16 protein-coding genes, 2 pseudogenes and 2 riboswitches are annotated in these 22,937 nt (G+C 43.7%); of the genes and pseudogenes, 7 read left to right on the forward strand and 11 right to left on the reverse strand.

All coding sequences use genetic code 11. From position 1 onward, the window contains the following. Window positions 1-55 precede the first annotated feature (55 nt). Window positions 56-1,354 carry a ribonuclease D gene (locus M0221_RS04175; protein WP_483284438.1) on the forward strand — a complete coding sequence of 433 codons (1,299 nt, stop codon included), beginning with the start codon at window positions 56-58 and terminating at the stop codon, window positions 1,352-1,354. A 17-nt stretch (window positions 1,355-1,371) separates the two neighbouring features. Here M0221_RS04175 and M0221_RS04180 read toward each other — a convergent pair whose 3' ends face one another. The 5 genes from M0221_RS04180 to gcvT form a co-directional block, all read right to left on the reverse strand. Beyond that, a complete protein-coding gene (locus tag M0221_RS04180; RefSeq protein ID WP_483284439.1) occupies window positions 1,372-2,049 on the reverse strand; it encodes an esterase/lipase family protein in 678 nt (225 codons plus the stop codon). A gap of 162 nt (window positions 2,050-2,211) precedes the next feature. Then, entirely contained in the window at window positions 2,212-5,109 is a 2,898-nt protein-coding gene (gene gcvP, locus M0221_RS04185; RefSeq protein WP_483284440.1) for an aminomethyl-transferring glycine dehydrogenase, read from the reverse strand. 51 nt (window positions 5,110-5,160) lie between these two features. Next, complete coding sequence (locus M0221_RS04190) at window positions 5,161-5,919, reverse strand: nitroreductase family protein (protein WP_483284441.1); 759 nt, start codon at window positions 5,917-5,919, stop codon at window positions 5,161-5,163. A 361-nt stretch (window positions 5,920-6,280) separates the two neighbouring features. After that, window positions 6,281-6,661 carry a glycine cleavage system protein GcvH gene (gene gcvH, locus M0221_RS04195; protein ID WP_011280078.1) on the reverse strand — a complete coding sequence of 127 codons (381 nt, stop codon included), beginning with the start codon at window positions 6,659-6,661 and terminating at the stop codon, window positions 6,281-6,283. Window positions 6,662-6,727: 66 nt separating this feature from the next. Beyond that, a complete protein-coding gene (gene gcvT, locus M0221_RS04200) occupies window positions 6,728-7,900 on the reverse strand; it encodes a glycine cleavage system aminomethyltransferase GcvT (protein ID WP_483284442.1) in 1,173 nt (390 codons plus the stop codon). Between the two features lie 169 nt (window positions 7,901-8,069). Beyond that, a riboswitch (glycine riboswitch) is annotated at window positions 8,070-8,208 on the reverse strand. Window positions 8,209-8,264: 56 nt separating this feature from the next. After that, window positions 8,265-8,402, reverse strand: a riboswitch (glycine riboswitch). A 383-nt stretch (window positions 8,403-8,785) separates the two neighbouring features. Between gcvT and M0221_RS04205 the strand changes: the two genes are divergently transcribed. The 4 genes from M0221_RS04205 (at window position 8,786) to M0221_RS04220 (ending at window position 12,382) form a co-directional block, all read left to right on the forward strand. Beyond that, complete coding sequence (locus M0221_RS04205; protein ID WP_011513153.1) at window positions 8,786-9,109, forward strand: YcgL domain-containing protein; 324 nt, start codon at window positions 8,786-8,788, stop codon at window positions 9,107-9,109. 230 nt (window positions 9,110-9,339) lie between these two features. Then, window positions 9,340-9,927, forward strand: coding sequence for a hypothetical protein (locus M0221_RS04210; RefSeq protein WP_483284443.1), 588 nt, complete (start codon window positions 9,340-9,342; stop codon window positions 9,925-9,927). Between the two features lie 244 nt (window positions 9,928-10,171). After that, window positions 10,172-11,026, forward strand: coding sequence for an AAA family ATPase (locus tag M0221_RS04215; RefSeq protein WP_483284444.1), 855 nt, complete (start codon window positions 10,172-10,174; stop codon window positions 11,024-11,026). Window positions 11,027-11,158: 132 nt separating this feature from the next. Next, on the forward strand, window positions 11,159-12,382 hold the full coding sequence (locus tag M0221_RS04220) for a vWA domain-containing protein (protein WP_483284445.1): 1,224 nt from the start codon (window positions 11,159-11,161) through the stop codon (window positions 12,380-12,382). A gap of 789 nt (window positions 12,383-13,171) precedes the next feature. Here the strand turns inward: M0221_RS04220 and M0221_RS04225 are convergent. The 5 genes and pseudogenes from M0221_RS04225 to M0221_RS04245 form a co-directional block, all read right to left on the reverse strand. Further along, window positions 13,172-13,351, reverse strand: a pseudogene (locus M0221_RS04225) (glycine zipper domain-containing protein); the annotation flags it as partial. A 90-nt stretch (window positions 13,352-13,441) separates the two neighbouring features. Then, window positions 13,442-13,912 (reverse strand): annotated as a pseudogene (locus M0221_RS04230) (glycine zipper domain-containing protein); the annotation flags it as partial. 597 nt (window positions 13,913-14,509) lie between these two features. Continuing rightward, entirely contained in the window at window positions 14,510-15,340 is an 831-nt protein-coding gene (locus M0221_RS04235) for a phosphodiester glycosidase family protein (RefSeq protein WP_483284446.1), read from the reverse strand. Between the two features lie 78 nt (window positions 15,341-15,418). Beyond that, window positions 15,419-17,221: an FMN-binding glutamate synthase family protein gene (locus M0221_RS04240; RefSeq protein ID WP_133105324.1), complete on the reverse strand. Its 1,803-nt coding sequence runs from the start codon at window positions 17,219-17,221 to the stop codon at window positions 15,419-15,421. Between the two features lie 845 nt (window positions 17,222-18,066). Continuing rightward, window positions 18,067-18,882, reverse strand: a complete 816-nt coding sequence (locus M0221_RS04245; RefSeq protein ID WP_483284447.1) for an IclR family transcriptional regulator — start codon at window positions 18,880-18,882, stop codon at window positions 18,067-18,069. Window positions 18,883-19,069: 187 nt separating this feature from the next. On the opposite strand from M0221_RS04245, the gene M0221_RS04250 reads away from it, so the two are divergent. Both M0221_RS04250 and M0221_RS04255 read left to right on the forward strand, forming a co-directional pair. After that, window positions 19,070-20,254 carry an acyl-CoA dehydrogenase gene (locus tag M0221_RS04250; RefSeq protein WP_020443096.1) on the forward strand — a complete coding sequence of 395 codons (1,185 nt, stop codon included), beginning with the start codon at window positions 19,070-19,072 and terminating at the stop codon, window positions 20,252-20,254. Window positions 20,255-20,477: 223 nt separating this feature from the next. Beyond that, window positions 20,478-21,749: a CaiB/BaiF CoA transferase family protein gene (locus tag M0221_RS04255; RefSeq protein ID WP_483284448.1), complete on the forward strand. Its 1,272-nt coding sequence runs from the start codon at window positions 20,478-20,480 to the stop codon at window positions 21,747-21,749. A gap of 309 nt (window positions 21,750-22,058) precedes the next feature. On the opposite strand, the gene M0221_RS04260 is transcribed toward M0221_RS04255, so the two are convergent. Next, window positions 22,059-22,817, reverse strand: a complete 759-nt coding sequence (locus M0221_RS04260) for an IclR family transcriptional regulator (RefSeq protein WP_011513163.1) — start codon at window positions 22,815-22,817, stop codon at window positions 22,059-22,061. Between the last annotated feature and the right edge of the window lie 120 nt (window positions 22,818-22,937).

Raw genomic sequence — 22,937 nt, forward strand, 5'->3', positions numbered from 1 at the left:
TTATTAAGACGTGCTTTAGCGTTTTATTCTCTCTTATCAATGCAGGTATCTGCCCGTGTCTAACACTGCTCCAACCGAATCAAACCTTCAAAATACATTTTCGGCTGACGAAGTACACCATTCAGTCAATCCAGCCAAATTAGTAGACCTGCCAGTAGAGCCGGATATTGACGCATTATTAGATATTGCTGATGAGGTTGCCGTCACTTGGGTGCGTAAGCAAAGCCAGTTGGATGAAGTGATTGATGCATTGGCCACTTGCGGGCGTGTGGCATTAGATACCGAGTTTATCAAGCGCGATACCTATTATCCACGCTTAGCACTGATACAGCTGAATACTGGCAATCATGTATATTTATTAGATGCGCCGCAGTTACAACTGAGTGAGCTATGGCAAGCACTTATGAAAGTTGATGTGGCTATCTGGCATGCTTGTGGTGAAGATTTAGGTATATTTTATCTATTGTCCGGCTGCCCGCCGCTGACCAATATTTTTGATACGCAAATTGCCTTGTCCTACCTAACAGGTCAATTACAGATGGGCTATCAGCAAGCGCTTGATGAGCAGCTCGATATGCATATTGATAAGGAACAAAGCCAGTCAGATTGGTTACAGCGTCCATTATCAGATGAGCAAGAGCAGTATGCGATTGATGACGTGCGCTTTTTACCTGCGTTATATTTGAGTCTTGAATACGCCCTAAAATCTCAAGGTCTCTATGAGTATGTCTGGGAAGACTGTCAGCTTTACGCCAACGACTTATATGATGCTCAAAATGTTGCAGACGAGCAGATGTATCTAACCATGGCAGATTATCGCTATACCTCTGAGCAAATGGCAATATTGCAGGCGGTAGCCACATGGCGTGAAGAGCTGGCGCGCTCAACCAATCAGCCCCGTACTTTTGTCATAAAAAAACAAGCGGTGCGTGAGATTATCACTGAAAAACCAAACACGATGCGTGAGCTTGCGCATAAGACAACGATACATCGCAGTATGTTGCGACTGTATGGTGAAGAATTACTCAAAGTGATAAAGGAAGCAAAAAATCTGCATCCTGCAGAATATCCAGATTCTCTATTGCCGCCGTATCGCTCAAAGAATAAAGTACTCTCAAAAGCGGTACAAAAAACGATAGATGATCAAGCAAAAGCTACCGGCGTACCCGCCAATGTCTTGATGCGTAAAAAATGGCTTGGGCAATTATATGAAGTGATTGCTTTTGATAAAGATATCAGCGAGTTGCCGCAAGGGTTGAAAGGCTGGCGTCATGATTGGGTAATGCACACCTTTATTCCCGTTATCGAAGCGCATAAAACCGAGCTACAGCAAGGCATGGGTATCAATGTATAGGGTTTAACGCCTGACACTTATCTGCGTTCAAATTGACCATACTGTAAAAAATATCCTGTCTGCTTGGCAACGTTAGTATCAATCAACATGCCGGTATGCGATACAGGCAGGATTAAATGGTCAGCCGCTGCTTCAAGTTTGGTCTCTTTTAAATAGACGGTGCCATCATGCACCAGATGTTCATCAAGCAACGGGTTGTCTGTTCGGCGTAATTTACGATTATGATATTGCAGGAATATTTGACCCAAACCGTATGGACGATTCCCAGCAATCACGCCAAGGGTGATATGCTCAGGTAACGGCGCAACTGTGCCATCTAATGCATCGATATAGGATTGCCCAACGATAGCAGGGCTCAGTCGCCAAATATAATCCGCACAAATACTGCCCATATGCGGTGTCCCAAGGGTCACGCAACGACCAATTTGCCACTTAGGGTACTGAGTAACAAAATCACGAATAATCAAACCGCCCAAGCTATGACCGACCAAATGTATCAGCTCATCAGGATGATGATTTTCTTTAAGCCACTTATTAAGCCGCTGACTATTGGTTTGAATACCATCGCGCATACTACGATATCCAAATTGATGAGTTTTAAATCCTGCTGCTTGTAAGCGTTTGGCAAGTGGTCGCATAATCCAAGCCGTTTGGTGCAGACCATGGATAAGAATGACAAGATTGTTTTTCTGCATATGTGATTCTAACCAAGTGGATGATATGAATAGATTAATAGCCATTTTATTATAGCGCTAAATGTTATTAGTAAAATAAAAACCTCCAAATCAGCTGCTGACTTGGAGGTTTATTTTTATCTTTTATAAAGTATCAAAAGCTAGGACTATATAAAACTGGGATTACATATAGTTTTCGATACTTGGGCAAGAACACATGAGGTTTTTGTCACCATAGGCGTCATCGACACGTGCCACACTTGGCCAGAATTTATTAGTGCGGATATAAGGCAGTGGGAATGCTGCTGTCTCACGGCTGTATGGATAGGTCCATTCGCCGTCAATTACCATCGCAGCTGTATGCGGGGCATTGACCAATGGATTGTTCTCTAACGTCCAGTTGTCTTCGCCCGCTTTGGCTTTCAGCGCTTCCGCTTTAATAGATTTTAGAGCACTAACAAAGCGATCAAGCTCTTCTTTTGACTCTGATTCTGTCGGCTCAATCATCAAGGTGCCTGATACTGGGAAACTCATGGTTGGTGAGTGGAAACCATAATCCATCAAGCGTTTCGCGATATCGCTTTCACTGATGCCCGTCTCTTCTTTTAAAGGACGAATATCGATGATACATTCGTGAGCAACGCGGCCGTTTTTACCCGTATATAGCACAGGGTAATGGTCTTTTAATTCAGCGGCAACATAGTTGGCATTCAGTAGCGCAAGCTCGGTCGCTTTTAATAAACCATCGCGTCCCATCATGGCAATGTACATCCATGAAATAGGCAAAATGCTCGCTGAGCCATAAGGGGCTGCTGATACTGCTGAGCAGTCTTTTTGTGCATTGTGCACAGGGCTTAAAGTATGGTTGGCCATAAATGGCGCCAGATGTGCCTTCATACCGATAGGACCCATACCAGGACCACCGCCGCCATGTGGGATACAGAAGGTTTTATGCAAGTTCATGTGCAGTACATCAGCACCAACGTCAGCTGGCTGCATCATGCCAACCTGCGCATTCATATTAGCGCCATCCATATAAACTTGACCGCCATGTTTATGGATGAGGTCACAGATTTTACGGATACCTTCTTCAAACACACCATGCGTCGATGGGTAGGTGATCATCAATGCACCTAGACGCGCGCTATGTTCTTCAGATTTGGCAGTTAGGTCATCGATATCAACGTTACCATTGTCGTCAGTTTTGACCACAACCACTTTCATGCCCATCATCATAGCAGTCGCAGGGTTAGTACCATGCGCTGACATAGGGATCAAGCAAACATCACGGTCAGTCTCACCAAGTGATTCATGATAACGGCGAATCGCTAGCAAGCCTGCATATTCACCTGAAGCGCCAGAGTTTGGCTGCATAGAGACATCATCAAAGCCGGTAATGGCTTTTAATTGCTCTTGCAAGCTATCAATCATGGCAACGTAGCCTGTGACTTGGTCACGCGGTGCAAAAGGATGCACATTGGCAAATTCAGGCCAAGTGATCGGTAGCATCTCACTGGTGGCATTCAATTTCATGGTACAGCTACCAAGTGAAATCATGCTGCGGTTCATCGCCAAATCTTTATCTTCAAGCGATTTTAAATAGCGCAGCATTTCATGCTCGGTATGATGCGAGTTAAATACTGGATGCGATAAGATAGCATCAGTACGCAAATGAGCACTATCAAGAGAGACACGAGCGTCTTCTGGTAGGTCATGTGCTTTAGTAACGAACAGCTGAGTTAGGACATTAAAGTCTTTCTGATCGCTGGTTTCACTGAACGCAACGCTTAATTTGGTCTCACCAAGACGCCATAAGTTATAACCAACATTGTCAGCATTTTGAAAGATTTGGCTAGCAAATTTTTCTGAGCCACAATCAACCACAACGCTATCAAAGAATTGATCATGGACCACATTTAAATTACTATCGTTGGCGTTTTTGATGACGTCAGCGAAGGCAGTCGCAAATGCATGGATACGAGTAGCGATACGCTTTACACCACCTGGACCATGATAAACTGCATACATACCAGCTAGGTTTGCCAATAGTACTTGTGAGGTACAGATGTTTGAGTTGGCTTTTTCACGGCGGATATGCTGCTCACGAGTCTGTAGCGCCATACGTAGGGCAGTATTGCCTTGTGAGTCTTTAGAGACGCCGATGATACGACCAGGTGCTGAGCGCTTGGCTTTATCAGAGAACGCAAAGTAGGCGGCATGTGGACCACCAAAGCCCATTGGAATACCAAAACGCTGCGTGCTACCCAATGCCACGTCTGCGCCCATATCCGCTGGTGACTTTAATAATACTAAGCTCATGATGTCACTCACGACGCTCACATAAGTTTTATTTTTCTTAACGGCAGCGATAACGTCGGTTAGGTCTTTAACATCGCCTTCAACACCGACATATTGGAATAATGCACCAAAATAGTCGCCTGATTTAGCCAGTTCAAAATCACCAACCACCACTTCCCAACCAAAATATTTGGCACGAGTATTAATAACATCTAGCGTTTGCGGATACACGCGGTCATCAACGAAAAACTGCATAGACTTGCTTTTGCTTACGCGCTTTGACATTGCCATCGCTTCAGCAGCAGCCGTTGCTTCATCAAGCAGTGATGCACCAGCAAGCTCAAGACCAGTCAGGTCGATACAAACTTGTTGGAAGTTAAGCAAGGCTTCTAGGCGACCTTGAGCGATTTCCGCTTGATAAGGCGTGTAAGCGGTATACCAACCTGGATTTTCAAGGACGTTGCGCTGAATAACTGCTGGCATACGCACAGGCGAGTAACCTTGACCGATATAGCTCTTATTAACAGTGATGTCATCTGCCATGGTACGCAATTTGGCAAGCGCTGCGTGCTCACTCATCGCCACTGGTAAATCTAACTCTTTATGCAGACGTACTGGTTCAGGCACGGTATCATTGATAAAAGTTGCCATGTCGCTATAACCAATAGCGCTGAGCAGGTCAGCTTGTTTGGCATCATTTGAGCCAAGATGACGATAAACAAATTCGGCTTCGTTGAACAAGCCTTCAAACGTATCAAGCGTTGGGTTTTGAGAGATAGTCATGGTGATCCTTGGTAAATATAGGAATAAAGGAGATGGCTATAATAAAAATAGTTATACGTAATGTACAAATTGATCTTGCGCAAAGCGGAGCTGGGTATTGTAGACACCATTATCAGCACGCTCGCCAGCACCAATCATCATAACGATAGAACCAGAATTACTCAGCTTTAATAAGCGCTTCATCGCAGGCTCATCGAAACCGCCCATCGGACAGCTATCAAAGCCATGCGCACGCAGTGCAAGCATCAGGTTTCCAGCCGCTAAGGCGGTGTTATTGGTTGCCCAGTTTTTGGTATCTCCAGCGGTATAGATAGGCGACTTAATAGGACCTTTTATTCGTCCAACTACTTGAATGGCGCTCCCCTTAGCTACTGATACTACGTTAGCAGGTCCACGCAAAAAATCTAAGGCAACGACTTTGCCGTAGTAGTCTTTGACTGCTTTTGGCACCGGCATATCAGGGTATTCAGATAGGATTTTTTTGGCGTGGTCATGCCAAACGTCAGTACGAGCAACGACAGCGATTAAGGCCGCTGAGGTTCCTGCTGCGTTTTGACCCATGCAGTTTGCGACCGCGAGCTTGCGCTTGTCAGCATCATCAATCACATAAAACGCCCATGGCTGAAGATTGCTTGAGTTTGGTGCAAGCATCGCCAAATCCAGACAGTCTGCTAACACATCGGCAGGTATCGGCGCATCTGTAAATCGGCGTACTGAACGGCGTGACGATACCACGTCACAAAACGCTGCCAGCTGCGGGGTGGCACTAGGCGTCGCAAGACTGTCTGCATTGCCAGTATTAGCATTCATAGTAGGGTCCATGCTGAGGCCTGAGTAATCAGCTTCAGGCATTATCGATTGCATTATCGATTGCATATCTTCAATAGTGTCTGACGAGTGATTAATATGAATAAATCAGATAGCAGTTGGGCGTCATAAATTGAGTGCTGATTGTCTTGAAAATACTGCATTGAAAACACGGTCTTGCCATTATTGTCTTAAAAGTAAAGCGCACAGATACCAGCGCTTGCCAGTATCTGTCGAGTTGCTTCTTTTCATCAGTAAACATTTTATAAATGACAATCTTATCAAAGACTGTCTTATCAATAAAAATATTAAAAGCAGCAATACTAAAGTTAAATGCTGCCTTTAAGAGAGCGTAAGACTGATATTACAGCTCGTTTTCGTACTCATCAGCCGTTAGCAGTGCTTCATAGTCAGCAATATTGTCAGGCTTCATTCTGAAGAACCAACCTTCACCATATGGATCAGAGTTGATGATTTCTGGATCATCTTCTAAGGCCTCATTGATCGCAACCACTTCACCTGAAATAGGTGCATAAACGTCAGAAGCGGCTTTTACTGATTCAACAACAGAGATTTCGTCATCAACAGCGATGATGTCACCCACATCTGGCAATTCAACAAATACTACGTCACCCAATAGGTCTTGAGCATGATCAGTGATACCAACCGTGATAGTACCGTCGTCTTCTAAGCGTAACCACTCGTGGCTGGCGATGTATTTTAGTTCTGCTGGGATATTACTCATGGTTTCTCTCCTAGGTGATAGAGGTTAATTAATAAAAAAGAAAGCTAATAATAAATTTTCTGTTGCCTACGAGTCAAACTGCTGCTTGCCATTACGGACAAACGGTAGTTTAAGCACGCGTACATCGACGAACTTACCTTTACCGCGCAGATCAATTTGCACATTGTCATCTTCTGCTAGGGTAGCAGGAACACGGGCGATAGCGATAGAATTTTTGAGGCTAGGAGAGAAAGTACCACTAGTAATAATACCTTTTTGCTCTTTATCAGTGCCTTGATTAATGGTCACTTCCATACCTTCACGTAATACGCCACGGCTAGTCATTAATAAGCCCACTTGCTTCATAGCAGTATTGTCATCTTTTGACTGTTTGCGTTTACTGACCATAGCATCGCGACCAATAAAGTCACGATCGTCTTTTAGCGCCAGTGTCCAGCCCATGTTGCACTCATAAGGGCTAACATCTTCATTCATATCATGACCATAGAGGTTCATGCCAGCTTCCATACGCAAAGTATCACGAGCGCCAAGACCGGCAGGCTTTATACCATTGGCTTTTAATTGCTCAAAGAACGCCGGCGCATCATCGCCATGCATAATGACTTCGACGCCATCTTCACCGGTGTAGCCCGTACGAGCGACGAACCAATCTGTACCTTCGATGTCTGTTAAATCAGCACCAACAAAAGGTTTAAGCGCAGCTAATGTATCAGCCCAACTGGGTTTAATCTTTCCCAATTTTTCAACCGCATTAGGTCCTTGAACGGCAAGCATCGCAAGTTCTGTGCGCTCAGTTAAGACAACATCAAAGTTTTTGGCTACTTTTTCAAACTGTGCCATATCTTTATCTCGCGTTCCAGCATTTGAGACGATACGGTATTCAGTTTCATCAGAATTTGATAGATAAACGATTAAATCGTCGATGATGCCGCCTTCTTCATTTAGCATAGGAGAATAAAGGGCTTTACCAGCTGTTTTTAGTTTATCGACATCGTTAGCCAATAGCTTCTGTAGCCATGCTTTGGCATCCGTGCCTTTGATATCGACAATAACCATATGAGAGACGTCAAACATACCGGCATCGGTACGCACCGCTTCGTGCTCTTCGATTTGTGAGCCATAATGGATTGGCAATTCCCAACCAGAAAAATCCACCAGTTTGCCATCACTCTCGACATGAGACTGATAAAGGGGTGTGCGTTGAGGAGCTTGGCTGTTAGTATTTTGAGTATCGGTCATAACAAATCCTTATGTGGACATTAGCTATACTTAGTAAAAGTATTAGGGCTGATGTACATGATCATAGTAGCGAGAAGCAATATTGCAGGGTACAAGCATTGCAACCAAGGGTAGTACAGAAATAAGATAAAACTATCCGCCAAACAAACGCTTAACGTCAGTTTAGAGGGAAGCCCTATCTGTCCTGTGACCTGAGATTTTCAACACGATCCATCATCGTAATTCTTCAACAGAGCAATGATGTCGCGTTTTCTCCCCTTCGGTGGGTAAGACGTCGTCCGTCCTTACCGCTCTCCAGATTTGTTATGCCTAAGGTTTGAAGAATAATACGCCAATCAGCGTGATGCAAATAAACCGTTATGACATGTGTTTTTCAGTCCTTTTACCTGAGCGATTAGCAGGGTGGATGCGCCTTCGGTGGTCATGTAGCGGCTGTCAGTACAAACTCGTTAATATGAGCATTACTAACATTAGGCTAAAGACTCTCTCCTGAAAAACGCTTTTATTATGAAAGGTTCACAGCTTTTTTACAACCCATCATATAAATTATAGTGAATAATTTTAGCAAACATGCTTTTTTATACGGACAATACACCGAACGACAGCAAAATAGAGTAGATGTGTTTCTGTAAAATTACATAGCGTCAATAAAAAATAAAGCTGAAGCATTTGTTATAAGAATTTAAAAGTATATAATTTATCTATGAGCATCATGCCTGACCATACAAGGGATACAGAGTGCTCATATGAAGATGCTCCTTACTTTCTCTTAAGCTAAGTTGCGATAGTATTTGGGATGCTTTACCTTATCTGAACGTAAAGTCACTACTGATAATGGCCTGAAATATGCTAATCTATGACGATAGTTTCTGATAGGTTGTTTTTATGCATTGCGATATTTATAAATTCCTTAAACATGATGATATGTATATCTATATTGCCCGTCCTGATTATCCGAATGATACGGATGAGATCAAGGATTGGCTGGGTGTGTTACCCAAAGACTTTCGTGCAGGCTTAGGTCGTAGCAAGTTTGTCATGCATCTGGATTTGGCTACAACGCCTACACTTGCTAGAGTGGACAAAGAAGAGGTGCTAGCAAAGCTAGCGTCGCAAGGGTATTTTGTACAATTACCACCACAAGATGTCATGCGCCGCCAAGCAGAATTGCGTGCTCGCGAATCTCAAGACAGTATTTATAATACGTAATAGTTATAAAATTATATTTTAACAAGGTTTACATCGATATTTTGCAGCTCGTTTTATCAAGTCTAATTTTTTAGCTGGCTTTTTTGAACAGAGTGGATAGATACAGATGAAATGTCGAAATATCAAAATCTATAGTGTCATGCATTTTGGTGAATAGTCATGATAAACTAGCAGTTTATTAATATAATCACTATCCCGCACTATTTACGAACGCAGGTAATAAAACACGCATGGACTGGTTAAAAAATATCTTACACAGCTTACCACTAGAAGCGATCAGCGATATTCTCGGTGAGATTGCTATTTGGTGGGGGCAGCTGGTAAAAGACGTGCCGGTAGCAGATTTACCAATGTATGCTTATCTTGGTGGTGTCATTATCGTGTTAGTACTTTGGCTACTGGTCGCGCGCATATTACCACGTCCATTAGGCGGCATGAGTTGGATGATACTGTTTGCTGTATTATTAGCACCAGGTACAGCACTGGGTGACCCAAGTGTGATTGCACCTGCCAGTATCAGCGTGGTCTATGCGATTATGATGAAGGACACGACTGGTGCGATTGCCAATATGCTGCCTATCATGGTGGTATTATTTGTTGGTTTATTTGTTGGTTTTGTTTGGCAGCTGATTCGCGGCGCCTTTGAATCAAGCTTAGATAAAGCTCGCAGTCGTACCGCACAGGACACGCAAGCAAATATGCAGCTAGCTTCTGGCAATTATTTGGCGACAGAATCTGATGAAGTGGGGGCAGTTAAAGATATTGATCCAGCAATTAATCTAAAAGAGGATACGCCTGTATCTAAAAATAATGATTAGTCTGAATGCGATTGCTTTAACGCTATGACCTTTTAAAGTATTTCCTTTCTAGTTGACAGTGTTGATTCCTGATTCCTGCATTTTTTCTAATGATTATAAAAGACACCATGCGTGTCTTTTTTTATATGATAAATATCTGCGAACGCATGAGTATTTTGGCAATCAATAAGGCTGTGCTAATCTAAATGACAATTTATTAACGCTCTTAAAACCTTTTAACGATAACAATAAATGAGATTGTATTATGACCGATAAAAAAACCAAATTTACGGGTACGCAAAGCTATATCGCTACTGATGATTTGCAATTGGCAGTCAATGCGGCAATGACGCTACAAAAACCGCTACTTATCAAAGGTGAGCCGGGTACAGGCAAGACTTTACTAGCAGAAGAAGTTGCTGAAAGTTTAGGTATGCCACTGATTACGTGGCATATCAAGTCGACGACTAAGGCAGAGCAGGGTTTGTACGAGTATGATGCGGTATCGCGTCTGCGTGATTCGCAAATGGGTGACGATAAAGTCTATGAGATTGGCAATTATATCAAGCCGGGTAAATTGTGGGATGCCTTTACCAGCAAACAGCGTAGTGTATTATTGATTGATGAAATTGATAAAGCAGATATTGAATTCCCAAATGACTTGTTGCACGAGCTTGATAAGATGTCTTTTTATGTTTATGAGACGGGCGAAACCATCACAGCGGCGCAGCGTCCCGTGGTTATTATCACCTCAAACAATGAAAAAGAGCTACCGGATGCGTTTTTGCGTCGTTGCTTCTTTCACTATATTGATTTCCCTGAAGAGGAAACCATGCGCCAAATTGTTGAGGTGCATTTTCCCAATATTCAAGAAAAGCTGGTCAATGACGCGCTGGATATTTTTTATAAATTACGTAACGTTCAAGGACTCAAAAAGCCGCCATCAACGTCTGAGTTGGTCGATTGGTTGACGCTATTATTGGCGGATGATATGGCTCAAGCAGAGTTAGAAGAAAACTTGCGCGGTGAAAAGTCTATTCCGCCACTATATGGTGCCCTGCTGAAAAACGAAGCCGATGTGAGTTTGTTGCAGCGTTTTGCTAATATGATGCGTCGTTAATATTTGTAGCTTGCATTGATTTTAACATCAGATATCAAAGTCAATGCCAGCGCTTAGCCTATGACTGTATCAATTAATGATATCAGCAATATCACCAGATAATAATATCAGCCAATAAGTGATACGACTCTTATGTTTATCAAACTATTTTACACCTTGCGTACTTATGGCGTGCCAGTCAGTACCCGCGAGCTGCTCGATTTAAATGCTGCGTTAGAGCAAGGGCTGATGATGCAGCCGCACCCTGAAGATCTAGCATTGACTACTTTCGCCAGTCGTGAAGACATGTATCGTCTGATTCGGCTATGTATGGTCAAAGACGAGCGCCATTTTGATAAGTTTGATCGTGCCATGGCGGATTATTTCGAAGGCGTCGATAGTCTAGACATGGATGAGCTGTTGGCCAAGCTAACAGATGTGCCCAAAGAATGGCTCGATTTAAAGCTTGATCCAAAGAACCTGACCGATGAGCAGAGACGTCTGCTAAAAAAGTACGGCTCGCTTGAGGAGTTGATGAAGGCGTTGGAAGAGCGGTTAAAAGAGCAAAAAGAGCGTCATCAAGGTGGTAGTAAATGGGTAGGGACGGGCGGCACCTCACCGTTTGGCGCTTATGGTGACCATCCTGAGGGCGTGCGTGTCGGCGGTGAGTCACGCAAACGTAGTGCGGCAAAAGTCTGGGAGCAGCGTAAATATCGTAATCTCGATGACGATAATCAGCTCGGTACTCGTCAAATTCAGATGGCGCTACGCAATCTGCGCCAGTTTGCACGGACGGGCAGTGCTGATGAGCTGGATATTCATGAGACGATTAAACGTACCGCAAAAAAAGGTGTGCTCGATATTCATATGCAAGCAGAGCGCCGTAACCGTGTCAAAGTACTGATGCTATTTGATGTGGGCGGCAGTATGGATATCCATGTCGAAGCGCTCGAAAAACTGTTTTCTGCGGCGAAAAATGAATTCAAAACCTTAGAGTTTTTTTACTTTCATAACTGCCTGTATGATTATGTTTGGAAGGACAATAACCGTCGTCGTAGCGCACCGATGCCAACGTTTGAATTGCTTAATAAGTATGGCCGAGAGTATCGTGTTATCTTCGTTGGTGATGCGTCGATGTCACCCTATGAGCTCATGACGGTAGGCGGTAGCGTTGAATATATGAATAATGAAGCAGGCATCGTCTGGTTAAAGAGGGTTCTCGCGCACTTTGATAAAGTCGCTTGGCTAAACCCTGAGAATCCAACCTATTGGCAATATACCCAAACCATCGTTGAGATTAAAAAACTGTTTGATAATAAGATGTATCCGATGACGTTACATGGCGTGGAAGATATGACCAATTATATGGCGCGCTAATATTATATTAGCTTTAGAGTAATTGAATGTTAGCTTTGCAGTCAGTTTTTAGATGATATAAACCAGACTAGAAAAACAGCTTCTATTATTTAATAGAAGCTGTTTTTTTATAACATTTTAATTGTTTACGACAAGCAATTATTGCCTCATCATTAATAATTAAATAATAGGACGATTCCACGCATCACGTACGGCAAATCTAGCATCTGACCATTCTAAGCGTGAGTTGCCACGTGAATTTAACCAATCTCTCTGCAAGTCTTGCTCTACCAGCTCAAACGTTTGATCTTTACCATACTGCTTGCGCTGTGCATAACCATAACCATAGGCATTACGATAGTCGGTATCGTAGTCATATTGCGGGTTATAGTAGTCAGTCGTCGCATGCTGAGTACGCCAGTAAGTGTCTTCTTCCATATTGCCTTCAAAGGCATTGGCAACAGCGTTACCAGCTGTTGCACCGACGACTGCACCAACGGCACCGCCTACGACTGAACCTACTGGACCACCTACTGCACCGATAGCTGCACCTGCTGCTGCACCGCCGACCATACCTGTACCACTACTAACAGGATTGGCTTCTCGTTGTACTTCATTTTGATCAGTAGGATTAATGGCTTCACCAACTTCTTGGCCACCAGCACCACCAGCAACTGCGCCTGCTAAGCCGCCGATTACTGTACCGACTGGACCACCAACTGCCGTACCTACAGCAGCGCCTGCTGCTGCACCGCCCAGTGCACCAGTACCACTAGCAATAGGATGCGGCTTCTCATGAGCTTCTAAGCTATCGGTAGGATTGACCATCTCGCCTGCTTCATGTCCAACTTTGCTACCTGCGATTGCTCCAACAGCACCGCCTACTAAGGTGCCAACTGGACCTCCAACTGCTGTGCCTACGGCTGCACCTGCTGCTGCGCCACTAAGCGCGCCAGTACCTGTTGCTACTGGATGCGGCTTATCTTCACCATGATGGATCGGCTCAATAGGCTCTCTATGACCTGCATAATGGACGTACTCTTTTGGCTCATAGTTTTCACCATTCATACGGGCATGGGTCTTATCCCAGCCATCACGTACCATGTCTTTTGCTTGTAGCCAAGTCATGCGTGAATCGCCTTTTACCTCATACCAGCGCTGTTCAAGCTCAGCTTCAACTTCTTCGAAACGCGTCGCATTTGGATAATGCGCACGGGTAGCATAACCTACTGCATAGGCTGGATGATAATCGGTATCATAATCATAATCTTCATGATAATAAGGGCGCGTGGTATGAGTTTCTTGCCAGTATTCGTATTCTACTGTTGGATCTAGCATCTCACCAACCGAGCTACCTGCGACACCGCCAACGATAGCACCAATAGCACCACCAATCAGCATGCCTAATGGACCACCAATAGCGCCAATAGCTGCGCCTGCTGCTGCACCGCCTGTACCACCAAGAGCTGTACCTATTGGATGTGAGCCTGGCTCACCTGTAATAGGGTCAGCGTTGTCATTGACTACTACTGTACGATTGATATTATCCATGAGCTATTATCCTTTTTACTATTATTGTTAAGTTATGAAGAATGATATAAGTAGCCTGCAATCTAAATGACATTAAAATAAAGGTCATTTTTGACATCCAATCTTAGCTTGTCCTCTAAATCAGTGATTGTTAGATAGCTATTAAGGCTTGCTAGCAATCACTATATAGCTGTTCAAATTTCTAATACTTATTTTAATACTTCGCATTGGCATTACCCTTAAGAAATATAGTAAGCCTTGCTTGCTAAGTAATATAGCCTAAGGGTGCTGGAGTAGTCTGTAGCACATAGCTGCTACCTGTATAGCATCTATGTAAACGATACTTCTATAATGAGCATTATTGTTAACCAATGATTATCAAAGCGCACAAAAGTAAATAAGATGTAAGTCGAGCTTATTGGAATCGCTATTTCCAATTACTGATATTATGATAAGGTTTAAGTAAGCACAAAAAAGGCACTATTATTAAGAATAATAGTGCCTTCATTTTTATTAATAAATACTTAATGTGGCTCAGTGAGTTTACAAAGAGGCAGTTTTAGTAGATATGGTATTACTGATGATGAATTGGTGGAGTGTAAATAACCATACTATGGTCTATTGTGCTGACTCAACCAGTCCAATCATCACGCCCATCTCTTTTTTGTCATGCTTATCTATCGTGGGTGCGTATAAAGCGGATGCAATACCGCCATCTAAAAATAAAGCATTTGGACACTTCAATTCGTTTTTAAATAGTGAGGCAAACTGATAAAAGGTCACGGGTGCTTCGCTATTGACAAATTGTAGACTGCCATCGCTACACACGCCTATACCGTTGCGAATTTTAGCTGAGGTGCCATCAGGGTCAAACTGCGGATGGATAGCATCATTAATGACCAGCATAGGACCAGATTGGGTAGCATACAATGGCTGCGCAGTGCCGTTTTTTAGCTGCTCGGCTAAGGCATTACTTTCAGTAATTTGTACCTTGCTAGACTTATCCCACCACAGTACGCCATTGGGTAAGAGGTGAAAATTGCCGCCGCCTTCTTTCAGGTTTAATGCACGTATCTCTTCAGATTTGATGACGGTATAGCCAATAGGTGCATAATTTTCATTGTACATGCCCGCATTCATGGCAAACTTCAAAGATTGCGACGAGGGCAGGCTGCTCAAGAGATTATCGAAAGTCAGTAGCGGTTGTCGACTGTCAGATTGTTGCCAAAATAATGCTAATGAATAGCGCTTATCTGTCAACAAATCAGACTGAATATGACAAGTGCTATAAGCAAACGGTGTGTTGTGTGATTGACATGACCAATCAGTAGAAGCAGTGTCCGTCTGATTGCTATCAGTTGGTTGGCAAGCACTTATACCAACAGTCATAAGCGCCATAAGCATCATTGGCAGTACATGAAGAAGTTTTTTGAAAACAGTGTTTGGCATCAATCATCTATCTTTTATAAAGAAATAAATATAAGGAAATAAATTGCGTGATTGTCACAGCCAAACACTGTTAAATGGTTAAACAGTTGGCGGTATAAAATCGCGGACGGTATTATTGACATTGCCAATCATTTTACCACCATCAATATTGACGTCTACCTCTCCAACCGTTTTTTCTGTTGGCGCACCTGTTTCTTTACCGATATCGCGCGAGTCTTTATTATAAGCAATCAGCGCATCATTATTGGCTAAAAAGCTCGACGAATCTGCCATTACCCACATCTGATTAAAGACCTCTGATCGCGCATTATGATCAAGTAAGGCACCTTTATCGGTGAAATAAAAGAACTTCGACAATAGCTTAATTTGTCCATCATCCAAACGGCGTGCAATGTGATAAGGCTGCAATTGACTTGGGTGCTGTAAGCCGACTGCGCCAACGATGCTAGCAAGCGATTTTAGGGTATTTTTATGATAACTGGCAACGCGTTCAGCCTTGCTTGGTACATCCAGCGCCTTTTGACGATAAGGGTCTTGGGTTGCCACACCTGTCGGGCAGGTATTGGTATGGCAAGAGCGTGATTGGATACAGCCGACGGCAAACATAAAGCCGCGCGCAGAGTTACACCAATCAGCGCCCAATGCTAATAGGCGGGCGATATCAAAACCTGAGACGATTTTGCCACTCACGCCAAGTTTGATTTGGTTGCGGATACCTGCTCCAACTAAGGTGTTATGGACGAATAAAAAACCATCGATCAATGGCATGCCGACGCTATCCATAAACTCAACAGGTGCAGCACCCGTGCCGCCTTCAGCACCATCAATGACGATAAAATCAGGGTAGTTATCGGCTTCTATCATGGCTTTGACAATCGCCATAAACTGCCAAGGCTGACCAATACAGAGCTTAAAGCCAACTGGCTTGCCTTCTGATAAATCCCGTAGCTGCTGTAAAAACACAACCAATTCGCGAGGCGTACTAAAAGCAGAATGCGACGCAGGTGATACGCAGTCTTGACCCATCGGCACTTGACGGGTTTCAGCGATTTCTGGGGTGATTTTTTCTGCTGGCAACACGCCACCTTGACCGGGCTTAGCACCTTGTGATAGTTTGATTTCAATCATTTTGACTTGCGGGTCAACGGCTTTTTCGGCAAATGACAGTGGGTCAAAGTTGCCATTGTCATCGCGGCAACCGAAGTAACCTGTACCAAGCTCCCAAATCAAATCACCACCGAATTTACGATGATAAGGACTGATAGCACCTTCACCACTATCATGAGTGAAGCCGCCCATTTTTGCGCCTTGATTGAGCGCCATAATGGCATTAGCGGATAAGCTGCCAAAGCTCATCGCTGAGATATTAAACACTGACATATCATGCGGCTGCTTACACCGCTCACCGCCCACAATGATGCGGAAGTCTTTATTCTTAATAGGCTCACTGACAGCAGATTGCAAAAACCATTCTTTACCATGAGCATATAAATTGTCCAAAGTGCCAAAAGCATTGGTATCGCTGACGTTTTTGGCGCGCTGATAGACCAAGGCCCGCTGCTGACGTGAGAACGGCACTTGCTCTTTATCGTCTTCGAGCAAATACTGGCGAATCTCAGGACGGAAATCCTCTAACACATAGCGGATGTGACCGGCGATAGGATAGTTGCTTAGGATAGAGTGCTTAGATTGCAATAAGTCATAAATACCTAGCCCAACGGCGAGACCACCGATGATAATGAGTACCCAGTTGACGAGGAGTAATCCTGCTAAAAACAGCAAGATTGCGGCGCCAAAGGTGCTGTAGCGTAGCAAAACACCGGTTAGGTAAGGGGAGTTGTGTTCAGGCTCAGGGTTCAAATTGGTTCTGGAATCGGGCATAACAAGGCTCAACTATAAAAAATAGGAATTAAAAAATGCGGCAGTAAGTTATTTGGTAACTTTGCCGCTATTCATGATTCAATATAGAAAGATTAAGTAAGAGTTTTAAAATGAGCGAAAGCGCTAAAAGCCAACATGCTAAAAGCAGGCTAAACGCCCTTAGGGGCTCAAATTTGTGGTGTGTATCATACGCCTATAATATCACGGCTCCATATCAATTAAGTAACGGCAGACCAATAAAGACCTTGCAATTGCTACTCTCAGGCTTTAATAATTCCAAAAAAAACCTTAAGCTTATGTTTTAATGACCGTTTGTCGCGTAGCTATGAGTAAGCTACCTATAATCAATGGCAGAAAATATTAAAAATAAAATTGAAACCGACTGTCAGTGTCTGGTGGTAAGGTCTAAAAAGCACCTTGTAGGCTGTGACGAGGACGATGCATAAAGGGTAAAAAAAGCGCCTATCCGCAATGCACAGTAGCCGCTGCTGGATATTTTCAACCCGCTGTTGCGAGAATGCGGGGCCTGAAACTCGCCCAATCGGTTGCAAAGGGGGAGTCTATACGTTTATATAAAGCATATAGAAAATTCGGACATTAATAGTTTAAAAGCAATTATTCAACAAGGTCAATTTGCCAGTTATATCAATCGCTTCAATCAATGGCTTATGGCACATTACTTTTATTATTGGTATTTACATAAAATTTTAACGTCTCTTACGCTTCAGCACAAACTACTTGCTACAAAGTGTATAGCACTTAGACCAAATCAATTTGTGATTGCATCGAAACGCTTTAGTATCATTGGTAAACTAAGTTAAAACTTACTTGGCAACTCAATTAGTCTAAACCCCGCTACCAATCCTTTCAGCCAACACTTGCAATTTAGGTACTATCATCGCCGCATAGTCTTCGCTTTCCCAGTTAGCACTTGGGACACTGGCATTAAGTGAATAGGCATATTGCCCAGTCGCAACATCAAAGACACCAACGGCCACTGCTAATATGTCTGTAGAGAACTCACCATCTGATACGGTATAACCATGCATTTTATAATGTTCTGCGGCGTCAGATAAAGCAGCCTGCGCATGGTTATAATCTTCTGCTGATAGCTGCTCTTGTAAATTACTACGAATAACAGCCTGTCGTATTTGCGAACTAGCCGCATAAAAAGCACGTCCAATAGCGGTTCGGGCGACGGGAACGGCTGAGCCAACTTGCAAATTGACCGATAGGCGGGCAGGGCTACGACAACAAGCGTGATAGCGCATTTCCCCTTCTACTTCGGTTGCTAAATTTACCGACACCTCATTTTGACTGGCAAACTGCCGCAATAACGGTTCAGCTGCTGCGACTAAATCATGACGACTCCACGCTGTTGCACTTAATCGCACCGCACTACTACCCAATTGATACTGTCCATGTAGCGTCACGCGCAAAAATCCAAGCGTCATCAAGGTATGAATCAGACGAGTAATCGTCGCTTTTGGCAATTTTGTCATCTGGCATAATTGCTGATGGCTAAGCGCCTCTTCATGCTCAAAAGCTGCCAATATCATTAAGCCACGTCCAAGGGCAGTGACAAATTGCCTATCGTTGTCTTCTTTACCTTGGGTAAGAGAGTTATTTAATCGATCCAATAATGGTGCAGCTACCGACATGTTTTTTCTCATTTTATAACCATCTGAATGAATAAGGGTTTACAGGACGCTAAAATTTTGCTTAAATAGTTTATATTATGAAACTAAGTTTCGCATAGCGGAATTTTGAAGTCAATAGTAAATTTAGCCAAAGCATCATATTCATCATTAATCGTCGGTCAGGATGACTGACAACAAGGAGCACCACATGGCAACTTCTAGCAGCCCACGTTTTGATTGGGAAGATCCATTTTTATTACGTGACCAGCTTACAGATGAAGAGCGCATGGTAACGGATAGTGCGCGTCAGTTTTTTCAAAAAGAGCTGATGCCGGGTATCATTCAGGCCAATCGTAATGAACATTTTGACCGCGATATCATGCGCCAGATGGGCGAGATGGGTCTTCTTGGTGTGACGATCGACGGTTATGGTTGTGCTGGTATGTCAAGCGTGGCTTATGGCTTGATTGCGAAAGAAGTGGAAGCGGTGGATTCGGGCTATCGTTCAGCGATGAGCGTGCAGTCAAGCTTGGTCATGCATCCGATACATGCCTATGGTACAGAAGAGCAGAAAGAAAAATATCTACCAAAACTGGCAACTGGGGAATATGTCGGCTGCTTTGGTCTGACAGAGCCGGATTCGGGTTCAGATCCTTCATCAATGTCAACGCGCGCGCGCGCAGTGGCAGGCGGTTATGAGCTGACTGGTAATAAAATGTGGATTACCAATAGCCCGATTTCTGATGTATTTGTCGTTTGGGCAAAAGATGATGCGGGTGACATTCGTGGTTTTATCTTAGATAAAGGTATGAAAGGGCTGTCCGCACCGAAAATCGAAGGCAAGTTCTCATTGCGTGCATCTGTCACGGGTGAGATTGTCATGGACAAAGTGTTTGTCCCTGAAGCCAATGCTTTCCCAGATATTCGTGGTCTAAAAGGTCCGTTTGGTTGCCTAAATAAAGCCCGTTATGGTATCGCTTGGGGTTCAATGGGTGCGGCTGAATTCTGCTGGAAAGCGGCTCGTCAGTACACCCTTGACCGTAAGCAGTTTGGTCGTCCGCTAGCCGCGACACAGTTGGTACAGCTAAAACTTGCCAATATGCAAACGGAAATCACACTAGGTCTACAAGCAGCATTGCGTGTTGGCCGTTTGATGGATGAGGACAATGCGGCGCCTGAAATGATTTCACTGATTAAGCGTAATAACTGCGGCAAAGCGCTAGAGATTGCCCGTATTGCCCGTGATATGCATGGCGGCAATGGTATCTCTGATGAGTTTCATATTATTCGTCATGTGATGAATTTAGAAGCGGTCAATACTTATGAAGGTACCCATGATATTCATGCGCTCATCTTAGGTCGCGCGCAGACTGGGATCCAGGCATTTTATTAAGCGTTATTAGCTAATAAGTATTAGCTAATTTCCCGATCATTAACGTACGTTACTGTTGTGCTTCTTACGAAGCACTTGATAAGCAGTAGCGTGCGTTTTTCAGTTATTAGTCCTCATTTATATCTGGTTTAGCAGTAGTTTTAAAGAATTAGATAAATGAGGACTAGGCACTGTCTTATCATTTTTACTATTATAAAAAATACGTTATCAATAAGGGATTATTATGACTGTCACTACAACCACACAAGAGCCTGAACAAGCCAACTTTACTAAGAGTGCTACCGCTGATATTGCGACTGATGCTGTATCAAAAGGCGCATTGCATGGTATCAAGGTGCTTGATTTGTCGCGGGTATTGGCAGGTCCTTCTTGCACTCAAGTGCTCGCCGACCTTGGTGCTGATGTGATCAAGGTTGAGCGTCCACATATTGGTGATGAAACCCGTCATTGGGCGCCGCCAAAATTCAGCGATGATACATCCGCTTATTACGCTACCATTAATCGCAATAAAAAATCCCTTACGGTCGATATTACGACGTCTGCTGGACAAACCATCATTAAGCAGCTCGCTGAAACAAGCGATATCGTGGTAGAAAACTTTAAAGTTGGCGGTCTGAAAAAATATGGTTTGGACTATGAGAGTCTAAAGCAAAGCAATCCACGTCTGATTTATGCCTCATTAACGGGCTTTGGGCAAACAGGTCCCGATGCTGAGCTGCCGGGCTATGACTATATTATTCAAGGTTTGTCAGGGCTAATGAGCATCACTGGACCTACTGATGGCGAACCGCATAAAGTTGGCGTGGCAGTGGTAGATTTATTTGCAGGCTTGCAGCTGACGATTGGTATTCAAGCGGCGTTAATAGCGCGCCAGCATACTGGACTGGGTCAACATGTCGATGTCGCGTTACTAGACAGTGCGTTGGCAATGCTCGCTAATGTTGGTATGAATCATTTGGCATCTGGCGAGGTGCCGCCAAGACTGGGCAATGGTCACCCTAACATCGTTCCTTATCAAGTGTTTGCCGGTGCAGGGGAGGAGCATTTCATTTTAGCCTGTGGTAATGACAGTCAATTTGCCAGACTATGCCAGATGCTATCCGTAGAGTGGCATACTGACAGTCGTTTTGCGACCAACCCTCAACGCGTTGCCCATCGTGAGCTGATTTGTGAGTGGCTCATAAACGCATTTGCCAAGCATCCACGTGCATATTGGCTTACGCGCTTGCATGAGGCTGGTATTCCTTGCGGTCCTATTCATAATGTTGCAGAAGCTTTGGCTATGCCGCAAGCACTGGCACGAGGGATGATTGTTAATTTTGCCGCGCAAGGCAGTCCGGTAAGAGCGCTTGGCAGTCCCATTAAACTCTCAGGCTCGCCTGTCACTTATCGTACACCGCCACCGCGTTTGAGCGAGCATACTGACAGCACGCTTAGTAATTTGGGCTATGAAAGCGATATGATCGCCAAATTGAAAGCTGATGGGATTGTTTGATTAAACCCTTGATTGTCTTGGTCGAAGGCGGTTATTACCTGCAAAAACTCAATGACAATTTGCAGGCGTCTTTGTCTGGGCTTATCGTCAGTACTAAATAAAATAAGTACAAATATCGTAAAGTGCTACTGGTATAAATTTTTCTTTTTTGCTGTGCCTGCGCAGACAGAGGCGGCGCAAAACTTATCCCAGTAGTACTGTGTTTGACATATAGTGGATTAACTATATGTCAGAAGATTAATGGTTATCCTCAAAATAACTGAAATAATTGGCAATAAACAAGGAAATAGCAGCGTTTAGGTTTTATTGCTAATCAATGAAACCTAAACGCTGTTCAATTTGCTTCGCCAATTCAATCAGTACAGCACTGACCTCAGCACGCTTGGACTCATATTCTGCTTGTAAAAAGCTGACTGCCATACCCGCAACCGCATTGCCTGACGCATTGCGTATGTAAGTCCCTAAGCAATACATACCATCACGCAATTGCCCGTCATCCAGTGAAATACGGCTCTGCTGTATGGCAGCAATTTCATCCGCTAAAGTTTCGAAGTTGCTAACTCCGTTAGGTGTCATTGGCTCTGGAAAGATACCTTCATAAAGTGATTTGATATTATGCATGGGCAAGGTTGAAAGCATAGCTTTGCCCGTGGCAGAAAATACTGCTGGTACGCGCACACCAGCACGGAAAGTAAAACCAAGCGGAGCTGGTGCTTCATGACATGCTAAAAAAACCACTTCGCCCAAATCCATTTTGGACAAGGTGACGGTGTGCTGTAACAGGATAGGATATTGCATGATAAGGTCTTTAAATAACTGCACCACTCCTTGCTGCTGCTCGTATTTACCCGCCCAATACAGCAAGTAAGACCCTAAGTGAAAGCGCCCTTCGCTATCCTTATAGATGACATGCTTGGTAAGTAGGCTTTGCAAAATATTATGCGTTGAGCTACGTGGTAGCTTTAACTCTTTTGCAATATAAGCTGCCGTTAAGGGCTGCTGGCTTGCCGTGATTAAATCCAGAATTTGAAACGTTTTGTCTAGAGCAGGAACGGCGCTGGTACTCATAAGTTGCCTATTAGAATGTCAGTTAAAAAGTAAAAATAAAAAATATGTTCGAGAACTATCAAAATAACGGTTGCAAAGAGTATCGCATCGTTCTTATAATGATGTCTCATATATGGAATA

The organism is Psychrobacter sp. ANT206 (assembly GCF_056880555.1).